We start from the raw sequence: 18,569 nt of genomic DNA on the forward strand, positions 1-18,569 counted from the left end.
GATCTCTAACCTTTGGAAACCTTTAATTTCATTCCAGGTTTGAGACTGTTACTGTTCATATCGTTCCATGCCCTCAAATTCTGTACCGTAACGCCCGGAAACTTCTTAGAAATACTCCAAAGTGAATCTCCTTTTCTTACGGTATAGGTTTTTTGGCTGGAACTGCTGCTAGGTTTAGACGTGTTTTCGTTGCTGGCCACACTCACCGGTTTGCGCGGGTAAATCGTGAGATACTGCCCCACTCGGATGTTATTCCCGCGCAGGTTATTCCAGCGTTTAATACTGCTCACGCCCACTCCGTATCGCGCGGCAATTTTTCCTAAATAATCTCCATTTCGAACCCTGTAGCGAATCCGGTCTTCTGTCTCAACGTATTTTGGAAGTTCTTTTTTGGTTTCAGCTAACTGACTTTCAGCAAAATTATAGATCGCTGCTTCGTTGTTAACGAAAGTGCCCGTTGCAGGCCTAGGCAGGCGAAGCGTATACTTTTCATCTTCCACGAACGGTATAATGTCCAGTTTATAACTGGGATTCAGAAATTCCAACATTTCTTTCTCCACACCCGTAACTTTCGTGATCTGATCAAAAGTTAGAAGTTTTTTAACCTGGATGGTATCGGTTTCAAAATATACCACCTCCGGATTTCCGGGCTGGAATTTATGCTCATCGGCATATTCGAAGAGGTACAGGGTAGCCAAAAATGCCGGTACATATCCAGCTGTTTCACGTGGAAGATACCTTCTCAATTGCCAGTAATCTGTAGCTCCGCCGCTTCTGCGAATGGCTTTGCTCACATTTCCGGGTCCCGAGTTATAAGAGGCTAACACCAAATCCCAATCTCCAAAAACCTTATAGAGGCTCGCCATATATTCCGCAGCAGCCTGCGTAGACCTTACCGGGTCCATGCGTTCGTCCACATAAGAACTTACGTCCAGACCGTGCATTTTACCCGTAGTAAACATAAACTGCCAGAGACCGGTCGCCCCCACCCTCGATTTTGCTCGCGGATTCAGAGCCGATTCTACGATCGCCAGGTATTTTATTTCCAGCGGGATGTCATATTTATCTAGTTCCTGCTCAAAAAGAGGAAAATAATACGTGCTAAGCGCCATTAGACGCTCCATACTGTGTTTATTTCTTTTTAAATAAGATTTTATGACACTCTCCAGGATCGGGTTGTATTCGATATTGAAAGGAGTACGGGCGTTAAGGCGTTCCAGCCGTGCCTTGAGCGTATCGGTAGGCAATTCATCATACACCACATCTTCATAATCCTGGTCCATGATGCTTTCCTGCATTTTGTCAAAAAGATCAGAATTGGTGAGCTCGGCTCTCCAGAGGGAATCGATTTTCATCGCTTTCGGAAGATCTTCCAAAGCTACTTTTGAAGAATCGCGGATGACGGCGGAAATAGGCAATTTACTGGCAAATTCCGGATCTGGTTCTGCCAGTTTTATTTCCGTATCATCACTCTTCTGAAAAATCTGTACTCTGAAATTTGCCTTTTCGACCCGCTCTTTTTTCTCCTGCGCAAATACCGAAGTTGCGGCTGCGAGCAATCCCATGCATAATATCTGTTTCAGCATATTTCTTATTTAAAATAATAAACGCAAGAACCGCAAATTTCGTACCCTATTATTTTTGAATCGCTTCGATACCCGGAAGCGTTTTTCCTTCCAGCATTTCCAGCATGGCACCACCGCCGGTGGAAACATAACTCATCTGGTCTTCAAGGCCAAACTTTTTAACAGCAGCTACTGAATCTCCACCTCCAACGAGTGAGAATGCACCTTCTTTAGTCGCTTCAGCAATTGCTTTTCCTAAAGAAATGGTTCCATTCGCAAACGTATCCATTTCGAAAACCCCAACAGGGCCATTCCAAAGGATAATTTTAGAATCTTTGATCACACGCGCGAAGTTTTCTAAGGTCTTTTCTCCAACGTCCAGACCCATCCAGCCGTCAGGAATATTGTCTACACTTTCAGTTTGCGTACTGGCTTGTTCTGAAAAACTGTCGGCAATTACCGAATCTACCGGTAAATGCACTTCTACGCCTTTTTCTTTGGCCTTTTTCAGAATTTCCAGCGCCAGCTCCTGTTTATCATCTTCTACCAGGGAATTACCAATATGGCCGCCCTGAGCTTTTATGAAAGTATACGTCATTCCGCCGCCAATGATCAGGTGATCGATCTTGTCCAGGATGTTTTCAATAACCGTAATTTTAGTAGATACTTTGGCTCCTCCCAAAATAGCCGTAACCGGTTTTTCATTGCTGTTCAATACCTTATCCAAAGACTTGATCTCTTTGGCAAGTAGGTATCCAAAACACTTATCTTCAAAGAATTGAGCCACGACGGTAGTAGAAGCGTGAGCGCGATGCGCGGTTCCGAAGGCATCGTTCACATATATATCTCCCAGCCTGGAAAGTTTTTCGGCAAAATCTTCATCGCCTTTGGTCTCTTCCTCATAAAAACGGAGGTTTTCCAGTAGTAATACTTCTCCAGATTGCAGATTATTCGCGGCTTTCTCCACATCTTCTCCAATACAATCTTCTACAAATTTCACTTCAACGCCAATGATTTCAGAAACCTTTGAAACGATATGCTGCAGTGAGTATTTAGGCTCCTTGCCTTTTGGCCTGCCAAGGTGAGACATGAGCACCACACTTCCACCGTCTTCAAGAATCTTGATAATGGTTGGTTTTGCAGCTTCGATACGATTGGTATCGGTCACCTCGTTTTCATCATTCAATGGCACATTAAAATCTACTCTGATCAGTGCGCGTTTGTCGTCAAAATTATAGTCGTCGATTGTTTTCATAGTCATCCTTTATCTACAAATATAAATTTTTCCCAAGATAATCTCTTCTATATAATTTTATATTTGCCTATGCTTTTTAAAGAAATCATCGGGCTTCCGCATATCAAAAATCACCTGACCACTACGGCCGACAGGGGGAGAATTCCTCATGCTCAGCTTTTTACCGGTGCAGCGGGAAGCGGGGTACTTCCCATGGCGATCGCCTATGCACAATATATCCTCTGCGGAAACACCCAGGGGGAAAATGAAAACGGACAATCTTCGTGTAATCTGAAGTTCGTCAAGTTTGCCCATCCAGACCTGCATTTTGTATTTCCGGTCAATACCAACGAAAAGATCAAATCCCACCCGGTTTCCGCTCATTTTATGGAAGAATGGCGCGAATTCTTACAAAAACAAGCATACGGAAATCTTTACGACTGGTACCAAAAAATTGGGATCGAGAACAAACAGGGTAAAATCGGGGTAGATGAAGCACAGGACATCGTCAAGGCACTTTCTCTAAAATCATATGAAGGCGGCTTCAAGATCATGATTATCTGGCAAGCCGATAAAATGAACCAGGCGGCTTCCAATAAACTTCTAAAACTGATCGAGGAACCCCCAAAAGACACGGTTTTCCTATTAATTGCTGAAGATGAGGAGCAGATCATTCAAACCATTAAATCCCGCTGCCAGCGGTTACACTTTCCGCCGCTAAGCGAAGCCGATATCGCTGAAGCACTCCTGAAAAATGAAAATTGTGACCAGCCCACAGCCCTAAAAATCGCTCATCAATGCAACGGGAATTACAACCGCGCACTGGGCATTTTAAAGCATAACAGTGAAGATGAACAATTTGAAAGCTGGTTCATACAATGGGTTCGTGCAGCCTTTAAAGCAAGAGGAAATAAGAGCGTGGTACTGGAACTGGTAAAATGGAGTGAAGAGATCGCCGCCCTGAACCGGGAATCACAAAAAAGCTTTTTATTATATTGTATAGATTTTTTCCGCCAGGCGATGCTGTTGAATTATGAGGCCAGGGAACTGGTCTACCTGGAGCCGGCCACCAAAAATTTTAAATTAGAAAAATTTGCACCCTTCATCCACGGAGCAAATATTCCGGAAATTACACAGGCTCTGGAAAATGCTATTTATCACGTGGAACGAAATGGAAATGCCAAGATCATTTTTACAGATCTTTCTATTAAATTAACACGACTGCTACACAAAAAAATAGCTTAACATGGAGACCATCTCTCAGTATGTAACAGAAGTTCTTATCCTTCTTTTTATCCTGATCGTATTTCTTCAATCAGGAATTGACAAACTTGTAGACTGGAATGGAAATACTTCCTGGCTCAAAGAACATTTTGCTTCCACCTTTCTTTCAGGAAGCGTTCCTTTCGTGGTTGGAATTGTCATGGTTTTGGAGATCCTGACGGGGATCGCCGCTATGGTTTCGGTCTTGTGGATCATTGCCTATGGCGCCAATGAACTAGGCCTACTAACCTGTTCCCTGGCATCACTAACCCTGCTAATGCTCCTGTTTGGACAACGTATTGCAAAAGATTACGCCGGAGCCTTTACCTTAACCGGTTACTTTATCATCACAATCTTTGGTGTGTACATCATGAGTTAGAAAACTGAAACAAATAAAAAAGGCTCCAATTTTTGGAGCCTTTTTTATTGGAAATTGTATCGTTATTCTTCTGAAGCTTCAGCTGGCTCCTCTGAACCTGCTTTAGGTTCGTAGCCATTATTCAATTCTTTCAGAATTTCTTCAGTAATATCCATTCCGTCTTCAGCATACATTACGGTTGTACCCTCATTAGAACCGAAAACCATGCTATAACCGTGATCCTTTCCGTAGTCTTTCACATAGGTCTTCACCTTTTCTACCAGTGAATCCATGATCTGTGAACTTTCCTGGCGAAGCTGATTGGTTTGCATTTGTTGACGTTGCTGAATCATTTGTTGTTTTTGCATCAACTCCTGCTCCTTAGCTTTACGTTGAGCTTCAGACATTGATCCCATTCCAGACTGGTAAGCCTGCACCTCCTGCTGAAAAGCCTGACCGATAGAATCCAGCTGATTCCTAACCGCATCTGATTTCGATGTGAATTCAGCCTCTACATCTTTCATCTCTTTATACTCTTCGATGACCTTCGAGGTATCTACGTAAGCGAGTTTTTGTTCATTACAGGAAACCAATATGGCCGCCAGTGCAAAAACGCTTAAAATTGATTTTTTCATGTTTCGTTGATTTTGAGAGCAAATGTATAAAATAGGAACTCAACAAAAAGCGATTTTGTTAAAAATAGACATTTCCTATTTTTTAGTTGAAATAAATAGATATATTTTATAAAAAATAGCCCGATTTAATTCGATTTTTGAACGTTTCAAGACAAGGGAGTAAGATTATGCTGTAAAACTTTTTAAACGCGCTTAAATCGGCTTAAATTGAATATTATTCTGATTTTTTAAAGAAATAAGCAATGGAAGAATATTCGCCGGTTTTTTTCGCTTCCGTATTTGATTTGAATCCATTCCGGAAAGCCTTCAATAAATTAGTACTGCCTTTAATTTTCTCACTCAGTAGACTCACATAGAAAGAATCAAATTTCAGCGGTTTTTCTTCCACCAGGGAAAATTTTGTAGATCCTGCCAAATTTTGAATTCCTGTTCTCGAAAAATGATAAAGGTGCCGTGGCACATCCCAGGCCGCCCAATTCTCCCCATAAATTTTTGCATCTAAAGATTTATAATTTGGAACGGCAATGACCAGCAAACCATTTTCGTTCAATAAAGAGAAAAATTTTTCAAAAGCTATTTTAGGGTTTGGCAAATGTTCCAAAACATGCCAAAGGCTAATCACGTCATATTTTCCATCAATATCATCCAAATTTGAAAAGACAGAAATTTCTTTCTCCATTGCCAATTTGCGAGCCGATGAATTCGGTTCCATTCCAACAACTTCCCACGATTGACTTTTCATGGTTTTTAAAAATTCCCCCGTTCCGCAACCAATGTCTAAAATTTTCCCGCCGTTAATATAGTTCTGAATCCAGCCAGCTTTTTTTTGAAGCATATAAGACTTAACCTTCTGGTAAATGAAGTCCTGAACAGAAGAGACTGAATCTTTATGGGAAACATATTCGTCACTTTCGTAATAAGAAGATAGATTCACTGGAACAGGAATGGTTTTTAACACGCCCGGTTCGAACTCCATAATATCAAACAACTCACCACTTACAAGGTGATCCTTACATGAAATAAACTTGTTTTCAGTTTTCAGAATTGAAAAAATTTACAATGTTCCACGTGGAACGATTAGAGGTTAACGTCCCAAATAAACCAGGAGCACAGAAATATCATTCGGGCTAACCCCGCTGATTCTGGATGCCTGAGATATGGTTTTAGGCTGAATTTTATTCAGTTTTTCGCGAGCTTCATACGACATGGATTTAATCTGGGAGTAATCGAAATCCTGAGGAATGCGAATATCCTCCAGTCGATTTAACTTATCGGCATTATTCTTTTCCTTTTCTATATACCCTGAATATTTTACCTGTATTTCAGTTTGCTCCAGCATTTCTTCAGTCAACTCATGCTGCTGGATATATTCTTTCACTCCGGAGAAATTCATGACATCATTCATCTCCACATGAGGTCTTGAAAAAACCTTAAAGACCTTATCGCTTTGCTTCATAGGTGAAGATTTTTTGGCTTCCAAAATAGGATTTGCCTCTTCAGGAACTACGGAAAGGTCCTTCAGAAAGTCAACGAATTCAGAAGATTTTTTCTTCTTCTCCTCCATCCTTCTCATTCGGTCTTCCTTAGCCAAACCAATTTTATATGCCTTTTCGGTTAATCTGAAATCAGCATTATCCTGTCTTAAAAGCGTACGATATTCGGCACGGGAAGTAAACATACGATAAGGCTCTTCCGTTCCCTTCGTAATCAAATCATCTATCAAAACCCCAATATAAGCTTCATCTCTTTTTAGAATAAACTCCTCTTTCTCCTGGACTTTCAAAGCCGCATTTATTCCCGCCATTAAACCCTGACAAGCGGCTTCTTCGTAACCGGTCGTTCCATTAATCTGACCTGCGAAATACAAACCTTCGACCAGTTTGGTTTCCAAAGTATGGTTCAATTGGGTTGGTGGGAAATAATCATATTCAATCGCATATCCTGGTCTGAAAAATTTCACGTTTTCAAAGCCAGCAACAGATTTTAAAGCTTTGTATTGTACATCTTCCGGTAGTGAAGTGGAAAATCCGTTTACATAAACCTCTACGGTATTCCAACCTTCCGGTTCTACAAAAAGCTGATGACGATCTTTATCTGCAAATCGATTGATCTTATCTTCAATTGAGGGACAATAACGAGGGCCCAGACTTTTAATTCTACCATTGAACATAGGCGATCGTTCAAAGCCTTCACGAAGCAAATTATGTACTTCCGGTGAAGTGTAAGTCATATAACAGGAACGCTGTTTCGAAAGAGGCCGTGTTTCGTTAGAATATGAAAACTTACCGGGAATATCATCGCCCGGTTGTTCTACCATTTTGGAATAATCTAAAGAGCGACCGTCTACCCGAGGAGGTGTTCCAGTTTTCATTCTCCCGGCTTCAAAACCAGCGTTTATAAGATCTTTTGTGATACCGGTTGCTGCCCGTTCACCTGCCCGACCGCCGCCGAATTGTTTTTCGCCAATATGAATCAAACCATTCAGAAAAGTACCATTGGTACAAATAACAGTTTTCGATTTGACTTCAAGACCCAGAGACGTTCGAACCCCAACCACTTTGTCTTTTTCGATGATCAAACCTGCTACCATTTCCTGATAAAAATCGAGATTTGGCGTTTGCTCCAATTTCAACCTCCAGTCTTCAGCAAAACGCATTCGATCACTTTGAACTCGAGGGCTCCACATCGCGGGACCTTTACTTTTGTTCAACATCTTAAATTGAATCGCAGATGTATCGCTTACAATTCCGGAATAACCACCCATTGCATCGATTTCACGAACAATCTGGCCTTTCGCAATTCCTCCCATTGCAGGATTACAACTCATCTGGGCAATATTCTGCAAATTCATGGTAATCAACAGCGTCTTAGCGCCCATATTTGCCGCAGCAGCGGCGGCTTCGCTCCCAGCGTGCCCAGCTCCTACTACAATTACATCATATTCCTTTTCAAACATAAAATTGGTTTATTGTTCCACGTGGAACATTTCCATTTTTTCTTCTTCCTTGCGTCGCATCAAATCGGCATCCCTTTCAGTTTTATCCCCATAGCCGCAAAAATGAAGAATGCCATGAATCAAAACACGTCTTAGCTCAGTATCGAAATCAACAGAAAACTCATTCGCATTTTCACGTACACGCTCTACACTAATAAAAATATCACCACCAATCAAGTTACCTTCCGTTGTGTCAAAACTAATGATATCAGTATAGGTGTCATGATCCAGGTATTCTACATTTATTTTGTGCAGATATTCATCGTCGCAAAAGATGAAATTTATCTCCCCCACTTTCCTATCTTCAGAAGCAGCGGCTTTAAGTATCCAATTAGTGTATCGTTCTTCCTCCTGAAGTTCAAAAGAACATTCGCTAAAGAAATTAATTTGATTTGCTTCCAAAATACGTGTTTACCTTTTCCTTAAAAATCGGGCGCAAAGGTAATACTTGTCGGTTTAAAATTTCTAAAGATTGAAAATAATCTTTTGCGCTATTTATTTGATTCTGAAGAGGGTTCTGGAAATCTTCCGAAGCCTTTTCTGATTCTCTTTTTGTGTCTTCGCCCTGTTGTTTTGTAGCTTCCTGAAATTTTAATAATTCATAATTCAATTTCTCCAATATCTTATCCAGTTGCGAGTCAAATTCTCCCTTTAGAATTTTTTCCTCTACCTGCTCCATCTGGTTCTTGATCCCATTTTTGTCACCAGATTGATTCATAAGCTCTTCCATTTTTTGCCTTAATTTTTGCTGTTCCTGATAAATCTGGAAAATTTCGCCATTCATTTGTTCGCCGCTTTGCCTCCCTTCTTCACCCTCCTTAGGCTGAGATTGCTCCATTATTTTCTCCCCTAATTGTTGTTGCCCTTCGATAATATCCTGAAGTTGCTGATCCATAGGCTGCCCACCCTGTCCCGCTTGCGGCTGGCTCATCATTTGCCGCATATTACCCAAAATATCGCTTAGTAAATTAGCGAGATCATTAGAACCAGTAAGCGTATATTGCTGACTGGAAATACCCTGCGGAAGAGCATTCTCACCAAGTCTTTCCAGGCTTTTATCCAGGTTATACTGCACATCTGTTAATTTATCAGTAATAGCATTTCCAATCAGTGGATTTCTCAAGGCCAGCGAATACAAACTGTCATCTATGAATTCGAAGTTTTCTCTTAAAGTATTCTGCTCCTTAAGATTTTGAGCATATTGAGGATTGTTGATCTCCGAAACTTTAAACCTATTCATCAAGGATTCCTGTCCAAAAGAAAAAACAATCAGGTTATCCAAAACCTGTCGAAGCGCTTCTGCATCCATGGAAAGTTGTTGCATTTCCATCCGCATGGAAGATTGCTTCATTTGCGAAGCCATTTGCTTCATTTTTTGAGCAGCCTCTTTCTGCTTTTGCTTTGATTTTTCAGTATCATTTTTCTCCAGATTTTCCTGTGCTTCTTTTTGATCCTGCTCGATTTCCATTTCACTACCAGTATCCCTTTGCAAATCCTTCGGACTTTTTAAGTCAGAATTTTCTTTCTCCAATTCGTTGAAGTCTTCCTGGAATTTCTCAAATTCCTTATTCAATTGTTTCTGCTCTTCAAGTTTAGAATCCTGCTCGCTTAATTCTTCCTGCTGCTCCGCCATCTTTTCCAATTGCTGAGCTAATTTCTGCTTCTTTTCATCCACATAATACCGCTTGGTCAACTCCAGCAATTGCTCCAGGCTTCGTTCATTATTCCTATTATTTTTTGAAAGCTCCTCCAGTTTTTTACCAAGATCCTCTTTTTCTATTTTCTCGGTATATTTTTCCAGTTCCCGGAGCAATTCTTCATTCTCTTCCAGTTTTTGTTCTGTTTCCTCCATTCGCTTTTCGAGCTCTTTCTGAAATTCCGGATTTGCCGATTCCGAAGATTCTTTTAAATTCTTTTTCAGGTCTTCGGAATAATTTTTCATCAGCTCATTTTGCTGCTGAGTTCGTTTCAGATATTCTTCCAGTTTTTTTCGCTCGTTATATTTCAGCTCATTTTCTTCCTTGTCCAGACGCATGAATTCTTCCGTTTCCTTACGATCATTATTGAATTTCTCAAATTCTTCATTGAGTTCCTGAATATTCTTAGACTGATTTTGTAAGTTCTGTTCCTCGATTTCAGCGGCAGTTGGTTCGTAATAAGAGTAGGTTTCACTTTTACTCGATTTAGAACCGTGAACCCCATCATTATCAAATATTCTGAAATAAAATTCATAATTCTGGCCTTCTGAAAGCGCTAACTGGCCAGGAAAAACAAAATAAAACTGAACAATTGCCGATTGGGAAATAGGGATGGAAACTTGCTGAACTGCCTCTTTTTTTTCGGTTGGATAATATTCCAGCACCAGCTTTTGCAGGCCGTAATCATCTGAAACTTCCCCCTGGAAATACTGAATATCCTTCTGAACAGAATCTCTTTTCTGTTGCATTTTGATCACCGGATATTCATCCGGTATCACGTCAATAGCATAGTGTACTTTTTGAAAATTGGAAAAGTCAGCATTGGAAGTGCTTACCGAATATTCTAAATTTTTTACCAGCATTTTGCTAAAAATACCTGCCTCGGAATTCTGCAGGATAAACTCAAGACTCTCTTCTGTTTCAAAATTAATCGTATCGGAATTCCGGCTTTCAAAATTCCAGGTGACTTTCGTTCCTGCAGGAACTTTTGCGTTACCCGTGCCCTCCAAAATTTCATTTTTTATCCCTGTATAGCTGGGATATACCAAATTCATACTGAAATTATCCAGTTTTGGAGTTTTCAGAATAGCGATTTGAAATTCTTCGGAAGTAATCTCATTGGATTTCAGCCGAAAATTCAGCGATTCTTTCATATTCGGAAAGACATATTGAAAATGGCCTTTTTCGGTACGTTTCATAAATATTTCCTGTCCGTCGAACTGCACTAATACATTTTCAGGCTGAATTATCCCAAGCGTTTCCACCTGAAGCATAAAATCTTCCCCTTCCACAGCCTTTAAATTTTCAGGAATAAGAAATTTAAAAGGTGCGGGTTTGGAATACACCGTTTCATAATCTGAAATGCGTTTGAAGCCGTCAAAAAGAAAAGCTGATTTGCCCGCGACGAAGAGCGCAACAACAATCAGTATCGGGAAAATGAGCAATCTGGCGTATCGGTAATTAGCCTTCAGGTCTACCGCTGAAGAAAACGGAACGGGAGAAAGTTCGCGGGAGCGTTGCTCGATACTGGCCAGCAACAAATCAGATGCTTCTCCCCTGGCCTGCAGTTGCAGCAAATTCTTCAGTTTATCGGCTACTTCTGGAAAATGTTTGCCAATGATTTCCGAAGCCTGCATTGCAGAAAGCCCGTCTTGTAATTTTAATAATTTCAGTAATGGTAACAGAATGAACCACAGGAATAAACCCCCAAGCAGCACGATGAAACTCCAGAACAAGATTGCCCTGCCTTCCGAAGAAAACCAAAGGGCATTTTCCAGTGCGACTATCAGCAGGAAATACAGCATACTGAAAAAGACCAGCAAAAGGCCACCTTTCAGTATCTGGTTCCAGTAGAACTTCCGGATGAAAGCTTCTAATTTAGATCGTATTTGCTCAAAAAACTTCATAATTCGCAGATCACCCCTAAAAGTACAATTTTAGTGGGAAATAAAGCTTCTCTTCCGCAGTTTAGGATTGGATCAAGAAGGTTGTATCTTTGCGTTAAAAATTAAGCGAATTATGTCATCAAAAGTAAGAGTGCGATTTGCTCCCAGCCCAACCGGGCCTTTACATATTGGCGGAGTACGAACGGCTTTATACAATTATCTTTTTGCCAAGAAACACGAGGGTGACTTCATCCTGAGAATTGAGGATACAGACCAGAATCGGTTTGTGGAAGGCGCAGAAGACTATATCGTGGAATCCCTTAACTGGTGCGGGATACCCTATGATGAAGGCCCAGGAAAAGAAGGAGATTGCGGCCCGTATCGCCAAAGCGAACGCAAAGAAATATACAGGGAATATGCGGAAAAACTCATCGAATCTGGCCAGGCCTATTATGCTTTTGATACTGCAGAAGAACTGGATGCCCACCGCAAGGATCACGAGGAAAAAGGAAAAACCTTTATCTACAACTGGCATAACCGCGAAAAACTGAAGAATTCCTTATCGATGGATGCAACCGATGTTCAGGAAAAAATTGCAAAGGATGATGCTTACGTGATCCGTTTCAAATCTCCCGAAAATGAAGAATTGCATCTTCAGGACATCATTCGTGGAGAAATGGAAATCAATACCAAAATACTGGATGACAAGGTTTTATATAAAAGTGACGGTATGCCAACCTACCACCTTGCCAATATTGTTGACGATCATTTGATGGCCATCACTCATGTGATTCGTGGTGAAGAATGGTTACCATCACTGGCCCTCCACTATATGTTATACCGTGCGTTTGGATGGGAAGCACCACAATTTGCCCATCTCCCACTTATACTGAAACCACAGGGAAAAGGAAAATTAAGTAAACGCGATGGTGAAAAAATGGGATTCCCTGTTTTCCCATTGGAATGGAAGGATCCAAAAACCGGTGATATTTCTACCGGTTATCGGGAAGAAGGCTACCTTCCGGAAGCCGTGACCAATATGCTGGCTTTTCTTGGGTGGAACCCGGGAACAGAGCAGGAATTTTTCAACCTACAGGAGCTGGTGGAAGCTTTCGAGCTGGAACGCGTGCATAAAGGAGGTGCCAAATTTGATCCTGAAAAGACCAAATGGTTTCAGCAACATTATATTCAGCAGGCAAATACGGAAGAGTTAACCAATTCTTTCCTGGAATTTCTTAAAGAAAAAGAGATTTCCGCGGAAAAAAATTATGTGCATTCCATCGTGGAACTACTAAAAGAAAGGGTTGTTTTCGTTAAAGATTTCTGGGAAGAGGGTTATTTCTTTTTTACCAATCCAACTTCCTTTGAACCGAAAGATGCCAAAAAAGCCTGGAAAGAGGATACTCCGGAGCTGATGAAAGAGCTTCGCGACTATATGCAGACCATTGAAGATTTCACTTCAGAAAATCTACAAGAAAGCGTTAAATCCTGGATCAAGAACAAAGAAATTGGTTTTGGAAAAGTAATGATGCCTCTTCGCCTGGCACTTGTTGGCGCACTGCAGGGACCAGACCTGTATGTAATTGCTGAAAAAATTGGCAAAACCAGTACCTTAGGCAGAATTACCAAGGCTATAGAAACCTTATAATTTCCGCGATAATTGGAATAAAAACCGTAGGTCTTCCTGCGGTTTTTTCGTTTTAGATATGCCAATATTTAGTAAATTCAGAAAATATTAAATCTGAATCCATGCTCAACGTATTTCTTTTTCCAGCCCTGGCGATTTTAGCCTTGCTGGTGCTTTTTTCCGGGATTTTCATAGTCAAACAACAAACAGCCGCGGTAATCGAACGCTTCGGAAGGTTTACAAGTATTCGAAATTCCGGACTTCAGTTAAAAATTCCGCTAATAGACCGCGTAGCAGGCAGGATCAACCTGAAGGTTCAGCAACTCGATGTGATGGTAGAAACCAAGACGAAAGACAATGTTTTTGTAAAATTGAAGATCTCCGTCCAGTTCCAGGTCATCAAAACAAACGTATATGACGCGTTTTACAAGCTTGAAAGCCCTTCTGACCAGATTACGGCCTATGTTTTTGACGTTGTGCGCGCAGAAGTGCCTAAAATGAAGCTGGACGATGTTTTTGAACGCAAAGATGACATTGCCATCGCGGTAAATCGCGAATTGAACGAATCTATGGAGGATTATGGTTACGATATCATCAAAACATTGGTTACCGATATTGATCCTGATGTTCAGGTAAAATCGGCTATGAACAGGATAAACGCCGCTGAAAGGGAGAAAGTCGCCGCTGAATATGATGCCGAAGCAGACCGTATCAGGATCGTGGCTAAAGCACGGGCGGAAGCGGAAAGCAAAAGGCTCCAAGGACAGGGTATCGCCGACCAGCGAAGGGAAATCGCCCGTGGACTCGAAGAAAGTGTGGATGTATTGAACAACGTAGGCATTAATTCGCAGGAAGCTTCCGCCCTAATCGTGGTCACCCAACATTATGACACCCTACAGGCTATTGGGGAGGAAACTAACAGCAACCTTATTTTATTACCGAATTCCCCGCAAGCCGGTAGCGATATGCTCAATAATATGGTGGCTTCTTTTACGGCCAGCAATCAAATTGGGGAAGCCATGAAAAAACAAAATTTAAAGAATAAGAAAGACCAGCCTGGTAATAACGATTCGGAATAAAAAAAGCCCCAAATGTGGGGCTTCTTTTTTCATAGGTGTTATTTATTATTTTCTGGAACTGGTCACCACTCGTTTCACTCCAAATATCTTAGAAACTGCTTTGAGTACCAGAGCCTTCTGAATGATCGTTCCCACCATGCTCCCAGCAAGGGAAACCGGAGAGAGTTTAGATTTGGTCTCATCCAGACTCAGTTTGATCTCTTCTTTATCAATTTCAGTTTGAAGACGAAGGATCTTCAGGTCTTTATCTATTTCTTCAAAAGAGGAATAAACTCTCATTCTTTGTCTTTTTCGTCAAAAACCACTTTGGAGAATTTTCTCAAAACCAGTTTTTCAATAGGTTCTTTTCCGAAGATATAAATCAAAATAAGAACCAATAAATAGAAGCCTCCAACGATAAAATAACCGGCACTAGGAGTGCCAATTGCTTCACTTAGGAGAATGGCAATGGCAAAGGAAATTAAAATCCCGGCAGTGCTCAAAAGAAAACCCATAATGAGGAAACGAACGAGCGACGTAGCGCCTTTCATCCCCTGTTTAAAAGCTTTCAGTTTATAATACTCGACGTTGCTGTGCATGAACGCCTGAATATTATCATTTAAGTCATGTACACTGTCAGATAATTTTTCAAATGCCATAAAGATTATACTACTGCTTTGTCAGGAGTACTGCTACTTCCTGAAGATTTTTCAGGTTTATCTTTCTGCAATTTAGCATTTTGTTTCCTAAGCTCGTCTAATTTAGTTTCCATAGCAGCAAGAATATCATCTGCTTTATGGCTGGCTGAAGAAAGTGTTTCTTCCAAGCGATGTTCAAAATCTACTCTGGCTTTTTTGGCTCGATCGCTCAAATTGGAAGTAGTTTCCTGGTATTTCTTATTGAAACGATCCTGAGCATCCTGAGCATCTTTCCGAAGTTTTTTACGGGTTTCTTCACCGCTTTCCGGTGCATATAAAAGTCCGATACCAGCACCAATGGCTGCTCCTGTAATTAAAGCCAATAGTGTATTTCCTGTATTTGCCATAAGTTTTTGAATTTTAAAATTAGTAATAACCTCAAAGATAGAGCTTGAAAGAGCCCACCCTTGTTAACAACCGGTTAATATGTTAAAATCCTATGCTAAATTATTCTTAAATACCTATTGCTTCTTAGACCAGCTGTCACGTAGGCCTACAGTACGGTTAAATACAGGTTTGTCTGGAGTAGAATCCCGATCCACACAGAAATAACCAATTCTCTGGAACTGTACTTTGTCCTGTTCTTTAGCATCTTTCAAACTTGGTTCCAGGTAGCCGGTGACCACCTCCAAAGATTCGGGATTTATGAAATCCAGGTAATCCTTTTCCTTATCACCATCTGGCTCATCCACACTAAATAAACGGTCATACAAGCGAATTTCAGCTTCCAGAGCATGCTTTACAGAAACCCAGTGCAGTGTACCTTTCACTTTTCGCATGGATTCTTCGGTACCGCTTCCACTCTTGCTTTTTGGATCATAAGTACAGTGAATTTCAGTGATATTTCCTTCTGAATCTTTAACGACCTCTTCTCCTTTGATGATATACGCATTCTTCAGGCGTACTTCTTTCCCAAGGCTTAATCTGAAAAATTTCCTGTTAGCGCTTTCCTTAAAATCTTCCTTTTCGATGTATAATTCCCTTGAAAAAGGAACCTGCCTGCTACCGGCACTTTCATCTTCAGGGTTATTTTCAGCTTCCAGCCATTCTTCTTCCCCTTCAGGATAATTGGTGATCACCAGTTTCACGGGATCCAGAACTCCCATCACACGAGGTGCGATTTTATTGAGGTCTTCCCGTGCGCAAAATTCGAGATGGGAAACATCTATCAGGTTTTCACGTTTTCCAACCCCGATAGAATCGGCAAATTTCCGAATGGACTCTGGGGTATATCCTCTTCTTCTCAATCCTGAAATAGTGGGCATCCTGGGATCATCCCAGGATTCTACAAATCCTTTTTCCACCAGCTGAAGCAATTTCCGTTTACTCACAATGGTATGACTGAGATTCCTTCGGGCAAATTCCCGTTGTTTTGGTCTGAATTCGCCTGGTTTACTCACTTTTTCCACGAAATAGTTGTATAGTTCGCGGTGCGGAAGAAATTCCAGCGTACAGAACGAATGGGAAATACTTTCAATAAAATCACTTTCTCCATGAGCCCAGTCGTACATCGGATAAATTTTCCAGTCAGATCCGGTTCGATGATGACTTTTATGCAGGCAACGGTACATCACAGGATCACGCATCAGCATATTTGGTGAGGCCATATCGATCTTGGCGCGAAGCACATGACCTCGTTCCGGAGTGTCACCATTCTTCATTTTTTCAAAAAGTTCCAGGTTCTCTTCGACCGAACGATCGCGATACGGACTCATTTTACCGGGTTCGGTAGGCGTTCCTTTTTGCTCGGCGATTTCTTCTGAAGTCTGGCTGTCTACATACGCATCACCATTTTTAATCATTTCCACAGCCCAGTCGTACAGCTGCTGAAAATAATCTGAAGCATAGCATTCCTTTGCCCATTTAAAGCCAAGCCATTCCACGTCACGTTTGATCGCATCTACATATTCCTGTTCTTCTTTCATGGGGTTCGTATCATCGAACCTCAAATTCACCGGTGCGTCATACTTCTCCCCGAGCCCAAAATTGAGGCAAATAGAGGAAGCGTGGCCAATATGAAGATACCCGTTTGGTTCCGGCGGAAAACGGAATTTCAGGTCTTCTTTTTTATAATCGTTTTTAAGATCTTCTTCAATGATTTGCTCAATGAAATTGAGCGATTTTTTTCCTTCAGCCATATCTGATTAAAAATAAAAGGCAAATTTATCAAAAATCTCATCGAATACCTTGAAAACAAAGAAAGACTCTGTAAAAAGACAAATGAAAAATTGAAATACCGTCTGTCAGGCTGTATCTTTGAACAAAAATCTATTGTGGGAGTTATAAAGCTGAAAAATATCAGGGTGTTTTCTTATCACGGCTGCCTTGATGAAGAAGGAAAAATAGGGAGCGAATACCGTGTGGATCTCAAGATCAAAGGTGATCTTTCCCGTTCCGCAAAAACCGATGACCTGAGCGACACTATTGATTATGTTCACCTGAACAAGATCGTAAAGGAAGAAATGGCGATTCGATCGAAACTCCTTGAAACTGTTGCGGAAAGAATCCTGGTTCGCATCATGGATGAACTCCTCAAGGTACAGAAAGCCAAGGTAGCGGTCTCTAAAATTAACCCTCCTATTGGCGGAAATGTTGCGATGGTAACCGTAAGCCGAAGCAAATCGAGATAGATTTTAGTTTTGAAACTTAAAATTTTTATTACATTTGCCAACCTGAAAAGGGCATCGTGGCCGAGTGGCTAGGCAGAGGTCTGCAAAACCTTGTACAGCGGTTCGAATCCGCTCGATGCCTCTAAAAAAGCTTCCTTCAATGGAGGCTTTTTTTATGCCTATATTTTTGAAATGATCGAATCGTTTGGGGTAATTTCCTCGATCTGATCCTTGATTTCTTCCACCTGGTTAGGAAACAAACCCTGGCAAATCAATACCACCCCGAAAAGAATCAGTAAAATACTGATAGCTTTTTTCATGATATAGATTCGGTTTGGAGTGAGCTTTCTGTTCAGTTTCTTCGCCAGCAGGATTTTGACTACATCAATCAGAAGATAGGTTAGCAGTACCGTTCCGAAGAAGACCACGATCCTGTTCATTTGCATATCCAGTTTTGGTCCAAAAACGATAATGACTCCCAGCCAGAATCCCAGTACGCCAATATTGATGAAATTGAGCAGGAAACCTTTGGCAAACAGCCCGAAATAGTCGCTTTTTCCCAATTTCCGAATTTCAGGAGTATCGTCATCTGTTTGCAAGGTTTTCTTGGTCTGCAGAAAGCTCATCAAGCCATAAGTTGCGAGAATCATTCCGCCGAAAATAAAAAGAGCCGGGTCATCCTTGATGCGTTCCAGCAATTTCGTAGTGCTCAGATAGGCAATGGCAAAAAAGATAGAATCTGCCACGATCACGCCAAAATCAAATGAAATAGCCGCCCGAAAGCCTTTGATGGCGGCGGTTTCAAGCAATACGAAAAAGACCGGTCCCAGAAGAAAAGCCAGAAAAAGTCCTAACGGTAGGGCAGATAAAACGTCCTGTAACATCTAGTTCAGTTGTTTTACAAAAGTAATCTTTTAGATTTTTTCAGAATTTAAGCTATCTCA

At 41.1% G+C, this 18,569-nt stretch carries 17 protein-coding genes and 1 tRNA gene; 6 read left to right on the plus strand and 12 right to left on the minus strand.

Annotated elements, in window-relative coordinates:
- Positions 1–5: 5 nt before the first annotated feature.
- Together GRFL_RS06805 and GRFL_RS06810 are read right to left on the minus strand one after the other, a co-directional pair.
- Positions 6–1,586, minus strand: coding sequence for a lytic transglycosylase domain-containing protein (locus GRFL_RS06805; protein WP_083643901.1), 1,581 nt, complete (start codon positions 1,584–1,586; stop codon positions 6–8).
- A gap of 49 nt (positions 1,587–1,635) precedes the next feature.
- Positions 1,636–2,820, minus strand: a complete 1,185-nt coding sequence (locus GRFL_RS06810; RefSeq protein ID WP_083643902.1) for a phosphoglycerate kinase — start codon at positions 2,818–2,820, stop codon at positions 1,636–1,638.
- A 69-nt stretch (positions 2,821–2,889) separates the two neighbouring features.
- On the opposite strand from GRFL_RS06810, the gene GRFL_RS06815 reads away from it, so the two are divergent.
- Both GRFL_RS06815 and GRFL_RS06820 read left to right on the plus strand, forming a co-directional pair.
- A complete protein-coding gene (locus GRFL_RS06815) occupies positions 2,890–4,044 on the plus strand; it encodes a DNA polymerase III subunit (RefSeq protein ID WP_083643903.1) in 1,155 nt (384 codons plus the stop codon).
- Position 4,045: 1 nt separating this feature from the next.
- Positions 4,046–4,441 carry a DoxX family protein gene (locus tag GRFL_RS06820; RefSeq protein ID WP_083643904.1) on the plus strand — a complete coding sequence of 132 codons (396 nt, stop codon included), beginning with the start codon at positions 4,046–4,048 and terminating at the stop codon, positions 4,439–4,441.
- Positions 4,442–4,503: 62 nt separating this feature from the next.
- On the opposite strand, the gene GRFL_RS06825 is transcribed toward GRFL_RS06820, so the two are convergent.
- The 5 genes from GRFL_RS06825 to GRFL_RS06845 form a co-directional block, all read right to left on the minus strand.
- Positions 4,504–5,055: an OmpH/Skp family outer membrane protein gene (locus tag GRFL_RS06825; RefSeq protein WP_083643905.1), complete on the minus strand. Its 552-nt coding sequence runs from the start codon at positions 5,053–5,055 to the stop codon at positions 4,504–4,506.
- Positions 5,056–5,269: 214 nt separating this feature from the next.
- On the minus strand, positions 5,270–6,031 hold the full coding sequence (locus GRFL_RS06830) for a class I SAM-dependent methyltransferase (protein WP_083645995.1): 762 nt from the start codon (positions 6,029–6,031) through the stop codon (positions 5,270–5,272).
- Between the two features lie 108 nt (positions 6,032–6,139).
- The gene (gene mnmG, locus GRFL_RS06835; protein ID WP_083643906.1) at positions 6,140–8,011 is read right to left on the minus strand and encodes a tRNA uridine-5-carboxymethylaminomethyl(34) synthesis enzyme MnmG; all 1,872 of its coding nucleotides are present in this window, start codon (positions 8,009–8,011) and stop codon (positions 6,140–6,142) included.
- Positions 8,012–8,020: 9 nt separating this feature from the next.
- A complete protein-coding gene (gene ybeY / locus GRFL_RS06840; RefSeq protein ID WP_083643907.1) occupies positions 8,021–8,452 on the minus strand; it encodes an rRNA maturation RNase YbeY in 432 nt (143 codons plus the stop codon).
- A complete protein-coding gene (locus GRFL_RS06845) occupies positions 8,433–11,654 on the minus strand; it encodes a DUF4175 family protein (protein ID WP_083643908.1) in 3,222 nt (1,073 codons plus the stop codon). The genes ybeY and GRFL_RS06845 overlap by 20 nt, the downstream gene beginning before the upstream one ends.
- A gap of 112 nt (positions 11,655–11,766) precedes the next feature.
- Between GRFL_RS06845 and gltX the strand changes: the two genes are divergently transcribed.
- Positions 11,767–13,281, plus strand: a complete 1,515-nt coding sequence (gene gltX / locus GRFL_RS06850; RefSeq protein WP_083643909.1) for a glutamate--tRNA ligase — start codon at positions 11,767–11,769, stop codon at positions 13,279–13,281.
- 101 nt (positions 13,282–13,382) lie between these two features.
- Positions 13,383–14,339, plus strand: coding sequence for an SPFH domain-containing protein (locus GRFL_RS06855; RefSeq protein WP_083643910.1), 957 nt, complete (start codon positions 13,383–13,385; stop codon positions 14,337–14,339).
- Positions 14,340–14,384: 45 nt separating this feature from the next.
- Here the strand turns inward: GRFL_RS06855 and GRFL_RS06860 are convergent, their stop codons facing one another.
- The 4 genes from GRFL_RS06860 to GRFL_RS06875 form a co-directional block, all read right to left on the minus strand.
- Positions 14,385–14,618, minus strand: a complete 234-nt coding sequence (locus GRFL_RS06860) for a DUF6327 family protein (protein ID WP_083643911.1) — start codon at positions 14,616–14,618, stop codon at positions 14,385–14,387.
- Complete coding sequence (locus tag GRFL_RS06865; RefSeq protein ID WP_083643912.1) at positions 14,615–14,977, minus strand: phage holin family protein; 363 nt, start codon at positions 14,975–14,977, stop codon at positions 14,615–14,617. The genes GRFL_RS06860 and GRFL_RS06865 overlap by 4 nt, the downstream gene beginning before the upstream one ends.
- Before the next feature lie 5 nt (positions 14,978–14,982).
- Positions 14,983–15,363 carry a YtxH domain-containing protein gene (locus GRFL_RS06870; protein ID WP_083643913.1) on the minus strand — a complete coding sequence of 127 codons (381 nt, stop codon included), beginning with the start codon at positions 15,361–15,363 and terminating at the stop codon, positions 14,983–14,985.
- A 114-nt stretch (positions 15,364–15,477) separates the two neighbouring features.
- Positions 15,478–17,154, minus strand: a complete 1,677-nt coding sequence (locus GRFL_RS06875) for a glutamine--tRNA ligase/YqeY domain fusion protein (protein ID WP_083643914.1) — start codon at positions 17,152–17,154, stop codon at positions 15,478–15,480.
- Positions 17,155–17,289: 135 nt separating this feature from the next.
- Between GRFL_RS06875 and folB the strand changes: the two genes are divergently transcribed.
- Both folB and GRFL_RS06885 read left to right on the plus strand, forming a co-directional pair.
- The gene (folB, locus tag GRFL_RS06880) at positions 17,290–17,646 is read left to right on the plus strand and encodes a dihydroneopterin aldolase (RefSeq protein WP_083643915.1); all 357 of its coding nucleotides are present in this window, start codon (positions 17,290–17,292) and stop codon (positions 17,644–17,646) included.
- 50 nt (positions 17,647–17,696) lie between these two features.
- Positions 17,697–17,767, plus strand: a tRNA-Cys gene (locus tag GRFL_RS06885).
- Between the two features lie 37 nt (positions 17,768–17,804).
- Here GRFL_RS06885 and GRFL_RS06890 read toward each other — a convergent pair.
- Positions 17,805–18,509 (minus strand): LysE family translocator, encoded by a 705-nt coding sequence (locus GRFL_RS06890; protein WP_083643916.1) that lies wholly within the window; start codon positions 18,507–18,509, stop codon positions 17,805–17,807.
- Positions 18,510–18,569: the final 60 nt, after the last annotated feature.

The organism is Christiangramia flava JLT2011 (genome assembly GCF_001951155.1).
In the GTDB taxonomy this organism is placed as follows: Bacteria; Bacteroidota; Bacteroidia; order Flavobacteriales; family Flavobacteriaceae; genus Christiangramia; species Christiangramia flava.

Coding starts and splice junctions, on each gene's coding strand:
- GRFL_RS06825 (WP_083643905.1), bottom strand. CDS start 5,055: ATGAAAAAATCAATTTTAAGCGTTTTTGCACTGGCGGCCATATTGGTT.
- GRFL_RS06860 (WP_083643911.1), bottom strand. CDS start 14,618: ATGAGAGTTTATTCCTCTTTTGAAGAAATAGATAAAGACCTGAAGATC.
- GRFL_RS06815 (WP_083643903.1), top strand. CDS start 2,890: ATGCTTTTTAAAGAAATCATCGGGCTTCCGCATATCAAAAATCACCTG.
- GRFL_RS06845 (WP_083643908.1), bottom strand. CDS start 11,654: ATGAAGTTTTTTGAGCAAATACGATCTAAATTAGAAGCTTTCATCCGG.
- GRFL_RS06875 (WP_083643914.1), bottom strand. CDS start 17,154: ATGGCTGAAGGAAAAAAATCGCTCAATTTCATTGAGCAAATCATTGAA.
- GRFL_RS06890 (WP_083643916.1), bottom strand. CDS start 18,509: ATGTTACAGGACGTTTTATCTGCCCTACCGTTAGGACTTTTTCTGGCT.
- GRFL_RS06820 (WP_083643904.1), top strand. CDS start 4,046: ATGGAGACCATCTCTCAGTATGTAACAGAAGTTCTTATCCTTCTTTTT.
- GRFL_RS06855 (WP_083643910.1), top strand. CDS start 13,383: ATGCTCAACGTATTTCTTTTTCCAGCCCTGGCGATTTTAGCCTTGCTG.
- GRFL_RS06865 (WP_083643912.1), bottom strand. CDS start 14,977: ATGGCATTTGAAAAATTATCTGACAGTGTACATGACTTAAATGATAAT.
- mnmG (WP_083643906.1), bottom strand. CDS start 8,011: ATGTTTGAAAAGGAATATGATGTAATTGTAGTAGGAGCTGGGCACGCT.
- GRFL_RS06830 (WP_083645995.1), bottom strand. CDS start 6,031: ATGGAGTTCGAACCGGGCGTGTTAAAAACCATTCCTGTTCCAGTGAAT.
- GRFL_RS06810 (WP_083643902.1), bottom strand. CDS start 2,820: ATGAAAACAATCGACGACTATAATTTTGACGACAAACGCGCACTGATC.
- GRFL_RS06805 (WP_083643901.1), bottom strand. CDS start 1,586: ATGCTGAAACAGATATTATGCATGGGATTGCTCGCAGCCGCAACTTCG.
- gltX (WP_083643909.1), top strand. CDS start 11,767: ATGTCATCAAAAGTAAGAGTGCGATTTGCTCCCAGCCCAACCGGGCCT.
- GRFL_RS06870 (WP_083643913.1), bottom strand. CDS start 15,363: ATGGCAAATACAGGAAATACACTATTGGCTTTAATTACAGGAGCAGCC.